This window comes from Erwinia sp. SLM-02, assembly GCF_037450285.1.
Taxonomy (GTDB): Bacteria; Pseudomonadota; Gammaproteobacteria; order Enterobacterales; family Enterobacteriaceae; genus Erwinia.
Window position 1 is genome coordinate 2,595,777 of record NZ_JAQISN010000001.1, and the last position, 17,795, is coordinate 2,613,571.

The window sequence follows — 17,795 nt, forward strand, 5'->3', positions numbered from 1 at the left end:
CGTGGGTATCGCAGACAGGCTTAAAATTTCCCCAATTTAAAGATTCTTAGCATTCCCACCGGGAGAATTACATGAGCACATCAACCCTGAGCCGCAGCGCTAACCGCACCCGCTGGTTAACCCTGACCGGCACCATCATTACTCAGTTTGCCCTGGGTTCCGTTTACACCTGGAGCCTGTTCAACGGCCAGCTGTCCAGCAAGCTGGATGCGCCAATCAGCAAGGTGGCGTTTTCCTTTGGCCTGCTGAGCCTCGGTCTGGCCCTGGCCTCTTCCGTTGCCGGGAAATTACAGGAACGTTTTGGCGTGCGTAACGTTACGCTGTCCGCCGGTTTGCTGATGGCCGCCGGCCTGATGCTGACCTCCCAGGCGGATAACCTGTTTATGCTCTACCTGACGGCGGGGGTGCTGGTCGGTCTGGCGGATGGCGCAGGCTATCTGATCACCCTGTCTAACTGCGTGAAGTGGTTCCCGGAGCGTAAGGGGCTGATCTCCGCCTGCTCCATCGGCGCATACGGACTGGGCAGCCTGGGCTTCAAATTTATCTGTAGCTACCTGCTAAGCGTGAACAGCCTGGAAACCACCTTTATCATCTGGGGCGGGCTGGCGATGAGCATGATTGTTCTGGGTTCACTGATGATGAAGGATGCACCGCTGCAGAAAGCTTCAGCCAGTAGCCATTCTCAGCCGGTTCGTGATTACACTCTGGCCGAATCCATGCGTATGCCGCAGTACTGGATGCTGGCACTGATGTTCCTGACGGCGTGCATGAGCGGCCTGTATGTGATTGGCGTGGCGAAGGATATCGGTGAGAGCCTGGTTAACCTCAGCGCGCAGACCGCGGCCAGCGCGGTCACGATTATCGCTATCGCCAACCTGAGCGGTCGCCTGGTACTGGGTGTGATGTCTGATAAAGTGGCGCGTATCCGGGTGATCAGCCTGGCGCAGGTTGTTTCACTGTGCGGTATGGGTATCCTGCTGTTCAGCAGCATGAACGAAACCACCTTCTTTATTGCCGTGGCCTGCGTCGCCTTCAGCTTCGGCGGCACCATCACCGTTTATCCGTCACTGGTCAGTGATTTCTTCGGCCTCAACAATCTGACCAAAAACTACGGCGTTATTTACCTCGGCTTCGGTATCGGCAGCGTGCTCGGCTCGCTGATCGCCTCCCTGTTCGGCGGCTTTATGGTGACCTTCAGTCTGATTATGGCGCTGCTGGTGGTATCGCTGCTGATGTCGGCGGTTATCCGTATGCCAAACGCCACTGCGCAGCAGAAAAAAGAGCTGCAGCACGCCTGATAGCGGGTTGATAAGCTGAACCGCCGTCATCACCGACGGCGGTTTTTTTATGAGTGGACAAAACGTGGCTCGGGCAAGCCGGCCACGCTGACCCGCACCGCGAACAGATCGCCGGACTGCGGATACTGCGCCAGCTCTTCCGGGGTCCGGTTTTCACGCGAGCTGGTGATATACAGCGTTTTCAGGTCGCTGCCGCCAAAGGCCACCATAGTGGGCCAGCGCACCGGCAGCGGGATCTCATCGACAATTTCGCCGCTGGCCGGGTCGAGGCGTATCACCCGCTGACCGTCGAACATCGCCGACCAGTAGAAGCCCTCACTGTCCACGGCGGCCCCGTCCGGCAAACCGCCCTGCTGCTGGATAAAGTGCCTGACCACTTCACGGTTGCCCGGATTGCCCGACGCATCAAGCGGATAGCGAAACATCACGCCGTTCGGCGTATCGGTGTGGTACATCCAGCGGCGATCGGGTGAAAATGCCAGCCCGTTGGAGATCTTGATGTCCTCTGCCTGTACCGTCAGTTGCAGGTTCTCGTCCACGCGGCAGAGCCTGCCGCCGTTGCGATCCTGAGGTTCCCACAGGCTGCCGCACCAGAAGCGGCCAAACGGGTCGACGCGGCCATCGTTAAAGCGGCTCCGCGCGGCCTCTCCGGGATTGTCCGCAATGCGCCGGACGATCTCCCCCTGCTCATTCAGGAAACACACCCCGCTGCGCAGTGCGGCAATCAATCCGCCCCCTTCGCACAGGCCGATGCAGCCGATATCCTCCGCAACCGGCCAGACCTGATGCTCACCGCTGGCGGGATCGAAACGATGCAGCGCCGGGGCCAGAATATCGACAAACCACAGCACCTGCTGTTGCGTATCCCACAGCGGGCACTCGCCCAGTTCGGTCTGCGCGCGCAGTACGTTTTCTACCTGATAGCTCATTAGCGCTCCTTGATAAGAATGTACGGCTAAAATTTACGTTATTTTTGCCGAAGACGCACAAAAAAACGCATTGCCGTTTCGCTGGCGTGAATCAGGCTTTATAATGATTTGAGATGATTCTTATCACCCGGCGATATATTTAATACTATTCTTATTTAATATCCCGTCAGGATTGAACCGGGAACCAAATCAGAAATTATTTGAAATATCTGAATAAATAACTCTACATTACCCGCATTATTCCTCCATTTTGCCTTGTTAAATTTGTACGTATCGAAATGGCAGGAGTGAAATGATGAAAAATATAATGAAAGCAACCTCTGTAATGGCGCTGATTATTATGCTGAGCGGCTGCATCGTGGCCCCCCCTCATCATGGCGGCGGCGGGTATCACGGCGGTGGTGGCTATCATGGCGGCTACCACCGCGGCGGGCCGCACAGGGGCTGGTAACCTTATCCGGTGAGACGTCTCACCGACGGCGGGCAAAGCCTGCACACGGCAAGATAACAATAAAGAAAGGCAGTTACTTTTGATAAAAATTGGGCGGAAATTCATCCGCCCATTTTTTTTAGCTTTTAATACTGTAATTGCACTGATACCAGGCTTTCATTAATCCGGGTACGTGACTCTCCTGCGGAGACAGCGCTTCAACTTTATCAAAACCCCTTTCGGTGCAGTAACGCTCAATATCTTCAGCCAGCGCGACTTTATCAACCTTACCCGGGTTAAAACGATACTGAACGGTATTCACCGCCGGGTCTTCGTCTACTTTTTCAAATGCGCCTGGCTTGCTGGAAGTACAGCCCGCCAGAAGCAGCATTGCCACTAAGGCAGTTATTTTTGATTTCATCATTGCTCTTTTCCTCCGGTCGGCATGATAACAACCTCGCCTCCGGGGACCATCAGACTACGGCGCATTTGCATTTTTTTACTCAGCGACACGCCTGTAACCCTCACAGGACGAAGAGGAGAAAAATGCAAAGTTTTACCGATTGAATCAATTCGGGGAGACGCCTGGCGTTACCGGCCGTTCAATGCGACTATGCGTTCAGACAACGCAAATGTCTGAACCACACCAGGTTTTTATAGTTATATCATTGCTTTACTTTATGACTTGTGCCCGCGGCGAGCGGGCTTTTTTTCAGAACTAATTACCTGTTCCACTAATAATTATACGTAAAACGTTGGCCGAATCTTTATCCGCAAGTGCCAGCACAGACTTATAAAGATCGATGGTCATATCGCAGAGTTTACTTTCATCCACGCCCGCTTCCGCCGGGGTGTTCAGAGTTTGCAGATCGCTGCCCCACTTGCCGTACAGCGTTTTCACTACCGACTGAAGCTGTTTGCGCCCGCGCGGCAGATCCACCACCCGATCGCCACCGCCGCTGTTAATCAATAATCTGTCCATCGCCTGCATTTCGCTTTCAACCAGCGACGGCGGCAGCAGCTCAGCAATATCCACGCCTCCCCTGACCTGCGGGAAAAGGAAGCGGAAGCAGCGATCGGCGCTTTGCTGGCGCAGCTGTTTCATTTCCTCCAGCGAGACTTTCATATAGCCGGTGAGATCGTCATCCGCCGCGGAATTTATCCGCTGATTGAGTAAGTCGGCCGCCAGCGGGCGTAGCCGATCGAAAGCCTGCTGTTCAGTCAGGCCGCGGTGCAGGCCGCTAAGCAGTTCATCACTGGCCTGCCTGTATAACGCGGGCTGCTGGGTTTTGATCGTGCGCCAGACCGGCTGCATCGCCAGCTTTTGCTGAGCGGCATCCAGACGCGCTGTTTCGGCCTGCTGGGGTGCCATCCAGCGAAAGTAATAGAGGTTGCCCGCCACCAGCGGCACAACAAGCAGCAGCAGCGCGGATATTTTCCCCAGGCTGCCGCGCTTCACCAGCAGCGCAATCACGACCAGCCAGACCAGCGCAATCGCTGCAGAAATCATCACGGGTTGAGAAATCAAAACGGTTTTCCTGATGCAGTCAGGCCGGGCATCCCGGCCTGAAATAAAAGGGCTTAATCTGCCCGAACGTCAACGAGTACCGGGCAGCTGGCGCGTTCAATGACCGATGCGCTGCACGAGCCTTTCAGCAGGCGATTAAATGAAGAAAGGTGCCGACGGCCCATGATAATCATCGCGGCGTTCAGCGTGTTGGCCTGGGCAACGATGGTTTCAGCCGATTCACCGGCAATCACCCGACCGCGCGCCGCTACGCCAGACTTTTGCAGCTCTGACAGTGCACGACGCACCACGGCTTCGGCGGTGTTTTGTTCGTCCAGCGCCATGCCAAAATCACCGGGATCTTCTCCGGCTTCAATCTCAAACGGCCCGGATGAGGCATAGCTGACGTCAATACAGCACAGCACCACCACCTCGGCCCGCAGCGCCAGCGCCTGTTCCGTTGCCAGCGACACGACTTTACGAGCAATCCCAGAGTTATCAACGGCCACCAAAAGCGTTTTCATAGCGTTCTCCTGTTAATCACGCAATGCCACTTTGCCAATTTCATCCACCATCCCGAGCTTACATTTCAGGATCTCCTGGCGGTAATGATCTTCAAATTTTTCAAAACGGGGAGTGGGAACCAGAAGACTGATGGAAAAACGTCCCAGAATAGTATCGATAGCCACCGCCATCGTGGATACGCCCTCCAGCGTTTCACCGCGGTCATAGGCCAGACCGGTATGACGAATTTCCGTCAGATGCGCCAGCAGCGCCGGGAAATCACGCACGGTCAGATCGGTGATCGCCTGGTAGGCTTCACCCAGCAGCTCCCGGGCGGCTTCGTCGCTGTCCAGCGCCAGCAGCGCACGGCCGCCGGAGGTACTGTAAAGCGGCAGGTTCATGCCAATACGCGGCACCACGCGCAGTTCGCGATCCGCCACCACGTAATGCACGATGGCCAGCTGCAATCCGCTGGCTCTGCCCAGCGATACCGTTTCGCCCGTAGCCTGGCACAGCGCCTGAAGCCAGGGCTGCGCAATCGCCACCACGTCGGTATGCACGTTGGCGATCAGCCGCAGTAGAGCCGGACCAAGCCGCACCCCACCCGCACCGTGGCTGCGTACCAGCTGTACGGAATCGAGCGCGGCGACGATGCGCTGCACGGTAGAACGCGGCAGATCCACCGCCAGCGCAATTTCGCCGAGGCTCATACCGTTAGGTTTTGCGCCCAGCGCATCCAGAATTTTTGCCGCCCGGGTGATGACCTGAATGCCACCGGTCCTTTCTTCATCGTGCGGAGTTGCGGGTTCAGACATAGCGATTCTCTTTCCTTGCTCTCGGGGGTTACTGTAGCACTTTTTTACCTGGCCCGGCACACTGCATCGCATTGCAATACACTGCATCAAGATGTAATATCGGCGGCAATGTATCACGATGCAATACACTGCATCGATAATTATAATCCTCCCGGAGCACCTGCTATGAACAGCCCGCCGGTGGCGATGCCGCCGCCGCATCCTTTTACCCTGCGCCTGGCTCTCGGGCTGATTGGGGTCTTGATTGCCACCCTCAGTTCCGGCCTTAACGATCGCGTCACCGATCTGGCGCTGGCGGATATCCGCGCGGCGATTAGCATCGACTACGATACCGGCAGCTGGATAACCTCTGCCTATCAGGCTGCTGAAGTCGCCGCGATGATGATCGCCCCGTGGCTGGCGGTCACCTTCTCACTTCGTCGTTTTACCCTGGTGGCAACGACGGGTTTTGCCTGCCTGGCGATGGTACAGCCATTGGTGTCCGACCCCACTCTGTTTATTACGCTGCGGGTGATTCAGGGGCTGTTCGGTGGTGCACTGCCGCCGATGCTGATGACCGTCGCGCTGCGCTTCCTGCCGCCGACGATCAAGCTCTACGGCCTTGCGGCCTATGCGATGACGGCGACCTTCGGCCCCAATATGGCCGCGTCCCTCGCCGCCTTCTGGACCGATTCGGTCGGCTGGCAGTTTGCTTTCTGGCAGGTGATCCCCCCCTGTCTGATCGCCGCCTTGCTGATCGGCTGGGGACTGCCGCAGGATCCGCTGCGCCTGGAGCGTCTGCGGCAGATCGATGCCTTTGGGATGCTGACCGGCTGTAGCGGGATGGCGCTGCTGATCCTCGGCCTAACTCAGGGTGAAAGGCTGGAATGGTTTGAATCGCCGCTCATCGCCGGTATGCTGCTGGCATCCGCGGCGCTGCTGCTGACCTTCTTTATTAACGAGTGGTATCACCCGCTGCCGCTGTTCAAACTGCAGATGCTGCAGCGCAAAAATCTTGCCCACGGCCTGCTGGTCCTGGCAGGAGTCCTGATGGTGTCGCTCTCAGGCTCGGCGCTGCCTTCGGCGTATTTTGCGCAGATTGAGGGCTTCCGCACCGCGCAGTTTGCCCCGCTGGCGCTGACCATTGGCCTGCCGCAGCTGCTGATCGCCCCGCTTGTCGCCACGCTGTTGAATCTGCGCCAGGTGGACTGCCGCTGGGTGCTCATCGCCGGAGCCGGACTGATGATTGCGTCCTGCCTGCTGGGCACGCAGCTGACCGGTGAGTGGGCACGGCAGAATTTCTGGCTGATCCAGGCACTGCAGGCCTTCGGCCAGCCGATGCTGATCCTGCCGGTCTTGATGAGCGCCACCAGCGTGGTGATGCCGCCGGAAGGACCGTTTGCCTCGGCAATGTTTAATACCGTGCGCGGTTTTTCCAGCGTCGCGGCCGGCAGCCTGGTCGAGAATTTCCTCACCCATCGCGAGAAATTCCACTCCCATGTGCTGGTCGATAACCTGGGTAACCGCCCCTGGCTGATTGTGGCAAACAGCAGCGATACGGCCAGCAGCCTCCAGCCGCTGTTGCCCGACGGGTCGGCGAGCTCGACGGAAAATCTCAGCCACTTCAGCACGCTGGTGAAACACCAGGCGACGATCCTCAGCATCAGCGACACCTATCTGCTGCTTATCGGCTTTGCCCTGCTGCTGGTAGTGCTGACCGCCTGGCTGCCAAAACGCGTCTGGCCGCCGCAAACCCTGATTAATTCTGCTCCGCAAACAACGAGAACAACATCATGAGTTTCACACCTGCAAAACGTACCTCACTGCTGGCGCTGCTGCTGCTGGCTCTGCTGGGGATGGCCTTTTTTATCTGGTCGGCGATCGGCAGCCACGACTATCGCACCAACGATGCGGTGGTCACCGCAGATTACACGCTGGTGGCCCCGAAAATTTCCGGCTATATCAGCCACGTGAACGTGGCTGACAACCAGCAAGTTAAGGCCGGTGACGTGCTGGCAACGATTGACGATCGCGATTACCGCGTGGCGCTGGAGACGGCCCGGGCGAATTTGCAGATTAGCGAAGCCAAGCTGAGTAGCGTTCAGGCGCAGCTCGACCAGCAGCAGGCGACCATCGCGCAGAATGAAGCGGCGGTCAGCGCCAGCCAGGCGTCTCTTAACTATGCCGGGCAAAACGCGGAGCGCTACCGCCAGCTGTTGAAAAGCGGCACGGCAACCGCCGACGAGCAGCAGAAATCGAACTCAACCATGCTGAGCGCCGCCGCGCAGGTGAAGCAGAGCCAGGCCGCAGTGCTGGCCGCGCGCAAACAGGTTCCGGTCCTGCAGGCCAGCGTGCGCCAGGCGGAAGCCGATATTGCCGCGTCGAAAGCCAGCGTCGATCAGGCCGAGCTGAACCTTTCCTATACCCGCATTGCCGCGCCGATCTCCGGCACGGTGGGTCAGCGCTCGCTGCGTGAGGGGGCGTGGGTGTCTGCCGGTACGCGTCTGCTGGCGGTGGTTCCCCTGCAGCAGAGCTACGTGCTGGCAAATTTCCTGGAAACGCAGCTCGCCCACGTCAGCAGCGGCCAGCCGGTCAGCATTACCGTTGACGCACTGCCCGGCGTAACCCTGCGCGGCCACGTCGACAGCATTGCTCCGGCGACCGGCTCGACCTTCGCGGCCATCACGGCGGATAACGCCACCGGTAATTACACCAAAGTGGTTCAGCGCCTGCCGGTTAAAATCGTTCTGGAGAGGGATCAGCCGGATCTGGCGCGTCTGCGGGTGGGAATGTCGGTGATTCCTGAATTAAAAATGCGCTAAATGTGAGAAAGTTCTCAGCACAATCGCCTTTATTTTGCCAGGCAATGCGGGTAAATTAGCGATCGATCCTGCCGTGGGCTCCCCATGGCGACCCTGCCTCAGCGCGTCCGGCATTAATAAGTCCGCCTGAGGTTGATTCTGTTCGCGTTACGCTGGTCCGGGATCGCCATAGCCGTAACCGCGCAGAGGAGCTGTTCGTGAAATACGCGTTTATGGGGATTTCGTTTATCCTGCTACTGTGGGTCGGCACCTTTTATCTGATGCTGTAGAGCTTCCCCAAAAGCGGGTCAGGCACTGCCTGACCCGTACTGATTACCGCTCGCTGTCAGAGCGTTTCCGCGCTACCTTTCGCGGCGGATGGCAGTATGCCATCTGCCCGGAACATCGTTTTAATCCCTCTTACCGCCTGGCGGATGCGATCGCTGTTTTCAATCAGCGCAAAACGCACGTGGGTATCGCCGTAGTCGCCAAAGCCAATTCCCGGTGAAACGCAGACTTTCGCTTCCTGCAGCAGCAGTTTGGCAAATTCCAGCGATCCAAGGTGGGCGTAGCGATCGGGAATTTTGGCCCAGACGTACATTGAGGCTTTAGGATTATCAACCATCCATCCGGCTTCGTGCAGTCCTTTCACCAGCACATCGCGGCGGCGCTTATACTGCTCGGCGATATCGCGCACGCACTGCTGGTCGCCCTCCAGCGCGGCGATTGCCGCCACCTGCAGCGGGGTGAAAGTGCCGTAGTCGTGATAGCTTTTAATACGTGCCAGCGCGGCAACCAGATCTTTGTTACCCACCATAAAGCCAATACGCCAGCCGGCCATGTTGTAGCTTTTTGACAGGGTGAAGAACTCCACCGCCACATCGCGCGCGCCCGGCACTTCCATAATCGACGGCGCTTTCCAGCCGTCATAGACGATATCGGCATAGGCCAGATCGTGGACCACCAGCACGTTGTACTGCTTCGCCAGAGCGATAACCCGTTCGAAGAAGTCCAGCTCCACGCACTGCGCGGTCGGATTGGACGGGAAGCCCAGGATCATCATTTTCGGCTTGGGATAGCTTTCGCGAATGGCGCGCTCGAGCTCGTTAAAGAAGTCGATGCCCGCCACCAGCGGAACGGAACGCACCTGCGCACCCGCAATCACCGCGCCGTAAATATGGATGGGGTAGCTGGGATTCGGCACCAGCACCGTGTCGCCGTGATCGAGCGTCGCCAGCATCAGGTGTGCCAGCCCCTCTTTCGAGCCGATGGTGACAATGGCTTCCGATTCCGGATCGATATCCACCTGGTAGCGATCGGCATACCAGCGGGAAATTGCCCGGCGCAGGCGCGGAATGCCGCGTGAAGTGGAATAGCCGTGCGTGTCTTCGCGCTGGGCAACGGTGCAGAGTTTCTCCACGATGTGCGGTGGCGTCGGGCCATCCGGGTTGCCCATGCTGAAATCGATAATATCTTCCCCACGACGGCGGGCGGCCATCTTCAGTTCAGCGGTGATGTTGAACACGTAGGGTGGGAGGCGTTCTATACGGGAGAAACGACGGGTTGAACTGATATCAGCCATAGTATTTTTGCTCGCTTACGTTAGCGCCCGGACCGTCCGAGCGACGCCGGCCACTGCGGTGGCCGTGCAACGAACATAGCGTAATATTCCGACGGCTGTCGATAGGCCGGATAAAATTTTTTATCCCAGCGGATTAACGCGCCCAAACAGCCAGTCATTCACCCACTGCCCGCGCAGCAGATAGTTATCCCGCAGGGTGCCTTCCAGCTCGAAGCCGTTTTTTTCCAGCACCCGGCGTGACGCCCAGTTGCCCTCCACCACCTGCGCTTTGAGCTTGTGGAACTCGCATTCGCGAAATAAATATTCACTGAGTGCGGCCAGCGCCTCGCTGCCGTAGCCGTGGCCAAAGTGGGTGCTGAGCAGCGAATAACCGACTTCCGCCTGCCGGTACGGTGCCCATTCTGCATTGGTGCCGATCAGCCCGACCGGCTCGCCGTCCGCCTTGCGCCGCACCACCAGGCACAGCATATGAAAACTGGTGACCAGCCAGGGGGCCAGGCGATCCTGAAAGCGCTGGCGGATGTCAGCCAGTTGCGGTACGGCGCTGATAAACCGCATGCTGTCTTCATCGCTGTGGACCTGTAAAAAAAGCTGCCAGTCTTCCGGCTGCAGTCGGGTAAGAATTAATCGTTCGGTGGTCAGTTGCATAGGGGTCTCATAAACAGGAAAGGTCACAACGTCAGCTGTTTTTTTAATGCCGCTTTTCAACGCTTACGCCCAGAAGGTAACAAAAATAACGGCGGATAACGATAAGGCCCCGTCGCACAATCCACATTTATCCCGTCGCTTTCACCACCGTCATCAGGGTTATTTCTCTCGCGCGAAAAAGGCCGGAATAAGTTTTGCCAGATGATGTGGTGGAGAAGGTTTTTTTGAGTCGGTTTTTTGTCGCAGGGGTGAAAAACAACATCCTCTTTTTAGCGCTCGGTTTTTCCCCTATTAAGAAAACCCCACCTTTCACGCCGAAACATCGACGGTGAATCCGGCGATAACCCCCTTTAAAATTAGGGTATTTCCTCAATTAATGACGTAAAAACGTCAACCCAGCCCAAAACCGTCGAAAATATCAACATCCTCTTTATCTCACTCAACTTTTCCCCTATTAAGACATGAATGCCGCCGAACGCTGCCGCAGGCATAGCGCATCCGTCCGCCTTTTCTTATCATAGGCGCATCGCCCCTCGTCAACCGAGATGCCCGTGCATTCTATGTTTGAAATGTTGCTCGCCGTATTCGACCGTGCAGCGCTGATGCTGATCAGCCTGTTTTTTCTTACCCGCACCCGCCACTTTCGCCAGCTGCTGCAGAAGGATGAACACTCGCGTCAGGAACTGTTCGCCGTCACGGCCATCTTCTCGCTGTTTGCGCTGTTCAGTACCTGGACCGGAATCAATGTTGAAGGCTCGCTGGTCAACGTACGGACCATCGCCATTATGTCCGGTGGGATCCTGTTCGGCCCCTGGGTGGGCATCGCCACCGGGGTGATTGCCGGGGTACACCGTTTTCTGATCGATATTCACGGCGTCACGTCGGTTCCCTGCCTGATCACCAGCATCGTGGCCGGTATCGCTTCCGGCTGGATTAATCTCAAGGTGGTGAAAGAGAAACGCTGGAGCGCCGGGATTATCGGCGGCATGCTGTGCGAATCGCTGACCATGCTGCTGATTGTGCTGTGGGCATCACCGACCTCGTTAGGAATTGATATTGTCTCTGAAATCGCCATTCCCATGATCCTCGGCGCCAGCAGCATCGGTCTGATCGTGCTGCTGGTGCAGAGCGTGGAGGGCGAGAAGGAAGCCAGCGCGGCGCGTCAGGCCAAACTGGCGCTGGATATCGCCAATAAAACCCTGCCGCTGTTCCGTCAAATCAACAGCCATTCCCTGCGTCAGGTGTGTGAAATTATCCGCAGCGATATCAAAGCGGATGCCGTGGCGATCACCGATAAGCATCAGATCATGGCCTATGTCGGCTTCGGTGAGGAGAATTACCGCAACGGTGATGACGGTATCAGCCCGACCACCTCGGCTGCCATTGCCGAAGGGAAAATCATCATCAAGAACAATGATGAGGCCCACCGCACCCCGGAAATTCATTCGATGATTGTCATACCGCTGTGGGAAAAAGGGGAAGTCACCGGCACGCTGAAGATTTACTACTGCCATGCGCACCGCATCACCTCTTCGCTGAAAGAGATGGCTATCGGCCTGTCGCAGATTATTTCCACCCAGCTTGAGGTGTCGCGCGCCGAACAGCTACGGGAAATGGCCAATAAAGCCGAGCTGCGGGCGCTGCAAAGCAAAATCAATCCCCACTTCCTGTTTAACGCGCTGAATGCCATCTCCTCCTCTATCCGGCTGAATCCGGACACCGCGCGCCAGCTGATTACCAATCTCTCTCGCTACCTGCGTTACAACCTTGAGCTTAACGATGATGAAATCATCGATATCAAGAAAGAGCTGTATCAGGTGAAGGACTACATCGCTATTGAACAGGCGCGATTCGGCGATAAGCTGACGGTAATCTACGATATTCAGGAGGATGTCAGCTGTTCGCTGCCGAGCCTGCTTATCCAGCCGCTGATCGAAAATGCGATCGTTCACGGCATTCATCCCTGCCGGGGTAAGGGCGTGGTGACGCTAAGTATTAAAGACCAGGGCGACCGCGTGCGGATTGCGGTGCGCGATACCGGCAATGGCATTGCCGAAGACGTTATCGCCCGGGTAGAAAATAATGAGATGCCGGGGAATAAAATTGGCCTGCTGAACGTTCATCACCGGGTCAGGCTGCTGTATGGTGAAGGGCTGCACATCCATCGGCTGAATCCGGGCACGGAGATTTCCTTCTACATCAGTAAAAATGGATCACCGCTGCCGGAAAACCAGCGTATTTCGCTGTCGGTATAATTTTTATAAACCGGGAAAACGTTGTGAAAGCGATAATTGTTGAAGACGAGTTTCTGGCCCAACAGGAGCTGAGCTGGCTTATCCGCCAGCACAGCCAGATAGTCATTGAAGCGACCTTTGATGACGGGCTGGACGTTTTGAAATATCTGCAGAGCCATCAGGTGGACGTGATATTTCTGGATATCAATATCCCCTCGCTGGACGGGATGCTGCTGGCGCAGAACATCAGCAAGTTCGCCAGTAAACCGCTGATCGTGTTTATTACCGCCTATAAAGAGCACGCGGTAGACGCCTTTGAGCTGGAAGCATTCGACTACATCCTCAAGCCGTACCACGAAATGCGCATCATAACCCTGCTGCGCAAGCTGGAAAACTACGCCGGTCAGGATCAGATACAGAACACCGCCAGCCCGCGCCCCGCCTCCCACAGCATCAATCTGGTGAAGGATGAGCGGATTATCGTGACCGATATCAACGATATTTATTACGCCGAAGCGCACGAGAAGCTGACGTTTGTTTATACCCGGCGGGAAGAGTATGTGATGTCGATGAATATGACCGAATTTTGCAGCCGACTGCCCGAAGATTACTTCTTCCGCTGCCATCGCTCTTACTGCGTTAACCTCAGCAAGATCCGCGAGATCGAACCCTGGTTCAACAATACCTATATTCTGAAACTGCGCGATCTGGAGTTTCAGGTACCGGTAAGCCGCAGCAAGGTGAAGGAGTTTCGCCAGCTGATGCGCCTTTAGACGCGCACCCGCCGGCGGAAGGGAAAGGCGTTACAGCACCTGGCCCAGCGTCTGACGCAGATGCGCACCGGCACCCAGCAGGCCGGGCTGATCGTGAGTGATCAGATACACCGGAATATCGCTGACGTAGTCTTTAAAGCGGCCTTTATCCTCGAAGGCGGCGCGGAAACCGGACGCCTTAAAGAAGTCGAGGAAGCGCGGCACGATACCACCGGCGATAAACACGCCGCCAAACGTGCCCAGATTCAGCGCCAGGTTGCCACCGAAGCGCCCCATAATCACGCAGAACATCGACAGCGCGCGCCGGCAGTCGGTGCAGCTGTCGGCCAGCGCCCGCTCGGTGACGTCGCGCGGCTTCAGCGCATCCGGCACGCGGCCATCTGATTTCACAATCGCCCGATAAAGATTCACCAGCCCGCCGCCGGAGAGAATTCGCTCGGCGGAGACGTGGCCCAGTTCGGCGCGCAGCACCTCGAGGATCCGATCTTCTTCTTCGCTGTTGGCCGCGAAATCGACGTGGCCCCCCTCGCCCGGCAGGCTGACCCAGCGCTGGTCCACGTGAACCAGGTGAGACACGCCCAGCCCGGTTCCGGCACCGTAAATGGCAATCGGCTTGTCTTTGATCGGGGCTTTACCGCCAAACTGCAGTAAATGCTCCTCTTTCAGCATCGGCACCGCCATCGATACCGCGGTAAAATCGTTAATAATTTCCAGATGCTTCAGGCCGAGGCTGGCCTTCATCTCGCGGGTGGAAAATGCCCAGTCGTGATTGGTCATTTCAACGCGGTCACCGGTGATCGGGCAGGCGATAGCAATGCAGGCATCCTGGATATCCTGCTGCTGCTCATCAAGCCAGGTGCGGATCACCGCTTCCAGACTGTCATAGTCCGAGGTGGAGAACGTTTTGGCCTGTGAGATGGCACCGCTTTCAAGATGACAGAGTGCCAGGCGCGCATTTGTGCCGCCGACATCACCTACCAAAGCATACTGGGTCATTATGGTTTTGCTCCGCTTAATCAAGTAGACACACTATAAATTTCCACTGCCAAAACAACAACGCTCACCGGGAATAAAGGTGAGCGTTTAGGGCTAAAATACGCCCTTTCGGAAAATTTCAGTTTATTTACCGACCCGGACGGCGGCCTTCGCCGCCGTTACCGGCTGTTGCGCTCGTGCAGCGAACGGGTGACCGCCGCCAGCAGCGGTGGAATATCGCCTCGCGGCAGCACCACCTCCACCAGCGATAAACGCGGGCTGTCTGCCGCCAGCTGCATCACCTCTTCCAGCTGCACCGTTTGAGTCACCCGCCAGCTCTCGGCCGGATTATCCAGGCTCAGCGCCCGGGTCAGATGCGTCCAGTTCCATTGAGCGATGTCGTTATAGCGCTGTTCGGCCCCGTGGATCGCCCGTTCAACCGTATAGCCGTCGTTATTTAGCAGGAAGATAACCGGGTGCTGACCGTCGCGCAGCATGGTGCCCAGCTCCTGTACCGTCAGCTGTGCCGAACCGTCACCGATAATCAGGATCACCCTGCGCGCCGGCTCGGCCGTGGCGGCACCAAAGGCCGCAGGCAGCGTGTAGCCAATCGATCCCCACAGCGTCTGCACCAGCAGGCGGGAATTTTCCGGCAGCCGTAGCGCGGCAATGCCAAATGCGGCGGTGCCCTGATCGGCCAGAATAATGTCGCCCGGGCGAATAAACGCCTGCATCGCCTGCCAGAAACTCCCCTGGGTCAGCGATGCTGAACGTTCTTCCTCCAGCTCGGGCGGCGCGATTATATGCTGCCGCCAGCCGCTGCCGTGCTGCCGCGCCAGCCGGTGCAGCACCGCCAGCGCGGCCGCCATGGGGATATCGTGGAAACGTTGCTCACGAACCCGGCATTCGTTCAGGCCGACATCAATGGTTTTGCTGCTGTCAATCTGCTGGGTAAACCCGGCGGTAGTGGTATCGGTGTACTTTACGCCGACGGTGATTATCACTTCGCTCTGTTCAATCACTTCTCGGGTGCCCGGTGAGCTGGACGCCCCAGCATAGGTTCCGGCAAAGCCGTACAGGTTTTCGGGCACGACGCTTTTGCCCATCAGCAGGGTGGCAAACGGCATGGGTACCTCACGTAGCCACGCCGCCAGCCTTTCCTGCTGCCGCGTGCGATCGGCCAGGAAGTCCACCAGCATCGCCGCGCTTCTGGCTCCCGCCAGCAGCTGTTCTGCCGCGTCGGCGAACGCCGCCAGCTGCTCCTCGTCGCGGCTGACGCGCAGATCTAACGGAGACGACGGCGGTGCAATCGGGCTTGCCGCAACGTTGGTGGCCAGCAAAAGATAAACCGGCCGGCGCCGGGTCAGCGCGCAGCACAGCACCCGGTCGATTTCCACGGCGGCGTTGTCGGCGGTCAGCACGCTGCTGGCCACCGAGATTTCCTGATGCATCCGCAGGAAATGCCGGAAATCCCCGTCGCCCAGCGTGTGATGCAGCAATTCAGCGTTATCCTGCGCACTCTGCGACGGCGCTCCAACAATATGCACGACCGGCAGGTACTCCGCGTAGCTGCCCGCCACGCCGTTGATGGCGCTCAGCTCTCCCACGCCAAAGGTGGTCAGCAGCGCGGCGGCGCCCCGGCAGCGGGCATAGCCGTCGGCGGCATAGGCGGCATTTAGCTCATTGGCGCACCCCACCCACGCCAGCCGCGGATGGGCAATCACGCTGTCGAGGAACTGCAGGTTATAGTCGCCCGGCACGCCAAACAGATGGTCAATGCCCGATTCATTTAAACGTTCCAGCAGGTAATCACCCACGGTGTAGCTGTTCATCTCTCATACTCCTCTGCGGGGCATAAGGTGAGTATTAGCGATATTTTTCACCCCGTTAGCAGAAAGGCCACGACGAGAATGTCAACAGAACGTTACGCTGAAGTTTATCCCTGAGTTGCGATCCGTGGCGCTATTTTTGTGAGTGTAACCGTATACACTAGTGAACTATGTCGCCACACTTCTTCTTAACTGACGGGATTTTTCTATGTTTTATCAGGCAGATGAACAGCGTTATCAGAATATGACCTACCACCGCTGTGGCCGTAGCGGCCTGAAGCTTCCGGCGATTTCTCTGGGGCTGTGGCACAATTTTGGCGACAGCACCCGGGTTGACGTCAGTCGTGACCTGCTGCGCCACGCATTTGATAACGGTATCACGCATTTCGATCTGGCGAATAACTACGGCCCGCCGCCGGGATCTGCCGAAGAACATTTTGGCCGCATCCTGCGGGAAGATTTTCGCCCGTGGCGCGATGAGCTGATTATTTCCAGCAAGGCCGGTTACACCATGTGGCCCGGCCCGTACGGCGACTGGGGCTCACGTAAGTATCTGATTTCCAGCCTCGACCAGAGCCTGGCACGGATGGGCCTGGAATACGTGGATATTTTCTATCACCACCGCCCGGACCCGGAAACGCCGCTGGAAGAAACCATGACCGCCCTCGACCATCTGGTGCGCCAGGGTAAAGCGCTGTACGTCGGCCTCTCTAACTACCCGGCGGCGCTGGCGGAACAGGCGATTGCTATCCTGAAGGATTTGGGCACCCCCTGCCTTATCCATCAGCCGAAATACTCGATGTTCGAGCGCTCACCGGAAGCGGGTCTGCTGGACGTGCTCTCCGAACAGGGTGTCGGCAGCATTGCGTTTTCACCGCTGGCAGGTGGCATGCTGACCGATCGCTACCTGAACGGTGTTCCTGAGGATTCGCGTGCCGCCAGCGGCAGCCGTTTCCTGAGCGAGGATCAGCTGACCGCTGAGAAGATGGATAAGGTACGGCGGCTGAATGCGCTGGCGCAGCAGCGCGGACAGAAGCTGTCGCAGATGGCGCTGGCCTGGGTGCTGCGCGGCGACCGCGTGACCTCGGTGCTGATCGGGGCCAGCAAAACCAGCCAGATTGACGATGCGCTGGGGATGCTGGATAACCGCAGCTTCAGCGCGGAAGAGCTGTCGCAGATTGAATCGATTCTTGGCTGACAGGCAGGGCTGGCTGGCTGGCTGGCTGGCTGGCTGGCTGGCTGCGCAGGTTTAACTCACCCCACTGCGGCCACCAGCAATATATCGTTTCAACTTATAGTCAGGAACTGCCGCCATTTTCTCAGCCCCATCCATCCTCATGAGCAGACTCGTGACGGGTTAGTTTACCGCCCTGCTCCAGATAATTCCCAAATCCACATTTCTGAGCGTATTTCAGACTCCGCCAGTCGCCACGCGCTGGCTCCGTCCCTATTCTGCTGATACGGCGGGGAAGTCGCACCGTTGATAAGGAG

At 57.5% G+C, this 17,795-nt stretch carries 17 protein-coding genes; 8 read left to right on the forward strand and 9 right to left on the reverse strand.

Going from position 1 to position 17,795, the window contains the following annotated elements; translation table 11 throughout:
• Positions 1-71: 71 nt before the first annotated feature.
• Entirely contained in the window at positions 72-1,298 is a 1,227-nt protein-coding gene (locus PGH32_RS11965; protein ID WP_337894140.1) for an L-lactate MFS transporter, read from the forward strand.
• Positions 1,299-1,345: 47 nt separating this feature from the next.
• Here the strand turns inward: PGH32_RS11965 and PGH32_RS11970 are convergent, their stop codons facing one another.
• On the reverse strand, positions 1,346-2,227 hold the full coding sequence (locus tag PGH32_RS11970) for an SMP-30/gluconolactonase/LRE family protein (protein ID WP_337894141.1): 882 nt from the start codon (positions 2,225-2,227) through the stop codon (positions 1,346-1,348).
• A 292-nt stretch (positions 2,228-2,519) separates the two neighbouring features.
• Here PGH32_RS11970 and PGH32_RS11975 point away from each other — a divergent pair, with 292 nt between their 5' ends.
• Complete coding sequence (locus PGH32_RS11975; protein WP_158612811.1) at positions 2,520-2,678, forward strand: hypothetical protein; 159 nt, start codon at positions 2,520-2,522, stop codon at positions 2,676-2,678.
• A gap of 118 nt (positions 2,679-2,796) precedes the next feature.
• Here the strand turns inward: PGH32_RS11975 and PGH32_RS11980 are convergent, their stop codons facing one another.
• The 4 genes from PGH32_RS11980 to PGH32_RS11995 all read right to left on the reverse strand — a co-directional run bounded on the left by PGH32_RS11980 (position 2,797) and on the right by PGH32_RS11995 (position 5,483).
• On the reverse strand, positions 2,797-3,078 hold the full coding sequence (locus PGH32_RS11980) for a hypothetical protein (protein ID WP_314427636.1): 282 nt from the start codon (positions 3,076-3,078) through the stop codon (positions 2,797-2,799).
• Between the two features lie 297 nt (positions 3,079-3,375).
• Positions 3,376-4,185 carry a hypothetical protein gene (locus PGH32_RS11985; protein WP_337894142.1) on the reverse strand — a complete coding sequence of 270 codons (810 nt, stop codon included), beginning with the start codon at positions 4,183-4,185 and terminating at the stop codon, positions 3,376-3,378.
• A gap of 53 nt (positions 4,186-4,238) precedes the next feature.
• Positions 4,239-4,688: a universal stress protein gene (locus PGH32_RS11990; RefSeq protein ID WP_314427586.1), complete on the reverse strand. Its 450-nt coding sequence runs from the start codon at positions 4,686-4,688 to the stop codon at positions 4,239-4,241.
• Positions 4,689-4,700: 12 nt separating this feature from the next.
• Positions 4,701-5,483: an IclR family transcriptional regulator gene (locus PGH32_RS11995; RefSeq protein WP_314427589.1), complete on the reverse strand. Its 783-nt coding sequence runs from the start codon at positions 5,481-5,483 to the stop codon at positions 4,701-4,703.
• Positions 5,484-5,648: 165 nt separating this feature from the next.
• Here PGH32_RS11995 and PGH32_RS12000 point away from each other — a divergent pair, with 165 nt between their 5' ends.
• The 3 genes from PGH32_RS12000 (at position 5,649) to ypdK (ending at position 8,553) form a co-directional block, all read left to right on the forward strand.
• Positions 5,649-7,259 (forward strand): MFS transporter, encoded by a 1,611-nt coding sequence (locus PGH32_RS12000; RefSeq protein ID WP_337894143.1) that lies wholly within the window; start codon positions 5,649-5,651, stop codon positions 7,257-7,259.
• Complete coding sequence (locus tag PGH32_RS12005) at positions 7,256-8,284, forward strand: HlyD family secretion protein (protein ID WP_314427594.1); 1,029 nt, start codon at positions 7,256-7,258, stop codon at positions 8,282-8,284. Before PGH32_RS12000 ends, PGH32_RS12005 begins: the two co-directional genes overlap by 4 nt.
• Positions 8,285-8,481: 197 nt before the next feature.
• Complete coding sequence (gene ypdK / locus PGH32_RS12010) at positions 8,482-8,553, forward strand: membrane protein YpdK (RefSeq protein ID WP_314427640.1); 72 nt, start codon at positions 8,482-8,484, stop codon at positions 8,551-8,553.
• Positions 8,554-8,609: 56 nt separating this feature from the next.
• Here the strand turns inward: ypdK and alaC are convergent, their stop codons facing one another.
• Both alaC and PGH32_RS12020 read right to left on the reverse strand, forming a co-directional pair.
• Positions 8,610-9,845, reverse strand: a complete 1,236-nt coding sequence (gene alaC / locus PGH32_RS12015; RefSeq protein ID WP_314427597.1) for an alanine transaminase — start codon at positions 9,843-9,845, stop codon at positions 8,610-8,612.
• A gap of 120 nt (positions 9,846-9,965) precedes the next feature.
• The gene (locus PGH32_RS12020; RefSeq protein WP_314427600.1) at positions 9,966-10,493 is read right to left on the reverse strand and encodes a GNAT family N-acetyltransferase; all 528 of its coding nucleotides are present in this window, start codon (positions 10,491-10,493) and stop codon (positions 9,966-9,968) included.
• Between the two features lie 569 nt (positions 10,494-11,062).
• On the opposite strand from PGH32_RS12020, the gene PGH32_RS12025 reads away from it, so the two are divergent.
• Complete coding sequence (locus PGH32_RS12025) at positions 11,063-12,748, forward strand: sensor histidine kinase (protein ID WP_314427643.1); 1,686 nt, start codon at positions 11,063-11,065, stop codon at positions 12,746-12,748.
• A gap of 23 nt (positions 12,749-12,771) precedes the next feature.
• Positions 12,772-13,500 carry a LytR/AlgR family response regulator transcription factor gene (locus PGH32_RS12030; RefSeq protein WP_314427603.1) on the forward strand — a complete coding sequence of 243 codons (729 nt, stop codon included), beginning with the start codon at positions 12,772-12,774 and terminating at the stop codon, positions 13,498-13,500.
• 30 nt (positions 13,501-13,530) lie between these two features.
• Here the strand turns inward: PGH32_RS12030 and glk are convergent, their stop codons facing one another.
• Both glk and PGH32_RS12040 read right to left on the reverse strand, forming a co-directional pair.
• Entirely contained in the window at positions 13,531-14,496 is a 966-nt protein-coding gene (glk, locus tag PGH32_RS12035; RefSeq protein WP_314427607.1) for a glucokinase, read from the reverse strand.
• Positions 14,497-14,654: 158 nt separating this feature from the next.
• The gene (locus tag PGH32_RS12040; RefSeq protein ID WP_337894144.1) at positions 14,655-16,307 is read right to left on the reverse strand and encodes an alpha-keto acid decarboxylase family protein; all 1,653 of its coding nucleotides are present in this window, start codon (positions 16,305-16,307) and stop codon (positions 14,655-14,657) included.
• A 205-nt stretch (positions 16,308-16,512) separates the two neighbouring features.
• Between PGH32_RS12040 and mgrA the strand changes: the two genes are divergently transcribed.
• Positions 16,513-17,502 (forward strand): L-glyceraldehyde 3-phosphate reductase, encoded by a 990-nt coding sequence (gene mgrA, locus PGH32_RS12045; protein ID WP_314427611.1) that lies wholly within the window; start codon positions 16,513-16,515, stop codon positions 17,500-17,502.
• The last annotated feature ends 293 nt before the right edge of the window (positions 17,503-17,795 follow it).

Bases quoted from the DNA above. Each gene is read 5' to 3' on its own strand.
- PGH32_RS11965 (WP_337894140.1), top strand. From the start codon at position 72: ATGAGCACATCAACCCTGAGCCGCAGCGCTAACCGCACCCGCTGGTTA.
- PGH32_RS11970 (WP_337894141.1), bottom strand. From the start codon at position 2,227: ATGAGCTATCAGGTAGAAAACGTACTGCGCGCGCAGACCGAACTGGGC.
- PGH32_RS11975 (WP_158612811.1), top strand. From the start codon at position 2,520: ATGATGAAAAATATAATGAAAGCAACCTCTGTAATGGCGCTGATTATT.
- PGH32_RS11980 (WP_314427636.1), bottom strand. From the start codon at position 3,078: ATGAAATCAAAAATAACTGCCTTAGTGGCAATGCTGCTTCTGGCGGGC.
- PGH32_RS11990 (WP_314427586.1), bottom strand. From the start codon at position 4,688: ATGAAAACGCTTTTGGTGGCCGTTGATAACTCTGGGATTGCTCGTAAA.
- PGH32_RS11995 (WP_314427589.1), bottom strand. From the start codon at position 5,483: ATGTCTGAACCCGCAACTCCGCACGATGAAGAAAGGACCGGTGGCATT.
- PGH32_RS12000 (WP_337894143.1), top strand. From the start codon at position 5,649: ATGAACAGCCCGCCGGTGGCGATGCCGCCGCCGCATCCTTTTACCCTG.
- PGH32_RS12005 (WP_314427594.1), top strand. From the start codon at position 7,256: ATGAGTTTCACACCTGCAAAACGTACCTCACTGCTGGCGCTGCTGCTG.
- alaC (WP_314427597.1), bottom strand. From the start codon at position 9,845: ATGGCTGATATCAGTTCAACCCGTCGTTTCTCCCGTATAGAACGCCTC.
- PGH32_RS12020 (WP_314427600.1), bottom strand. From the start codon at position 10,493: ATGCAACTGACCACCGAACGATTAATTCTTACCCGACTGCAGCCGGAA.
- PGH32_RS12025 (WP_314427643.1), top strand. From the start codon at position 11,063: ATGTTGCTCGCCGTATTCGACCGTGCAGCGCTGATGCTGATCAGCCTG.
- glk (WP_314427607.1), bottom strand. From the start codon at position 14,496: ATGACCCAGTATGCTTTGGTAGGTGATGTCGGCGGCACAAATGCGCGC.
- PGH32_RS12040 (WP_337894144.1), bottom strand. From the start codon at position 16,307: ATGAACAGCTACACCGTGGGTGATTACCTGCTGGAACGTTTAAATGAA.
- mgrA (WP_314427611.1), top strand. From the start codon at position 16,513: ATGTTTTATCAGGCAGATGAACAGCGTTATCAGAATATGACCTACCAC.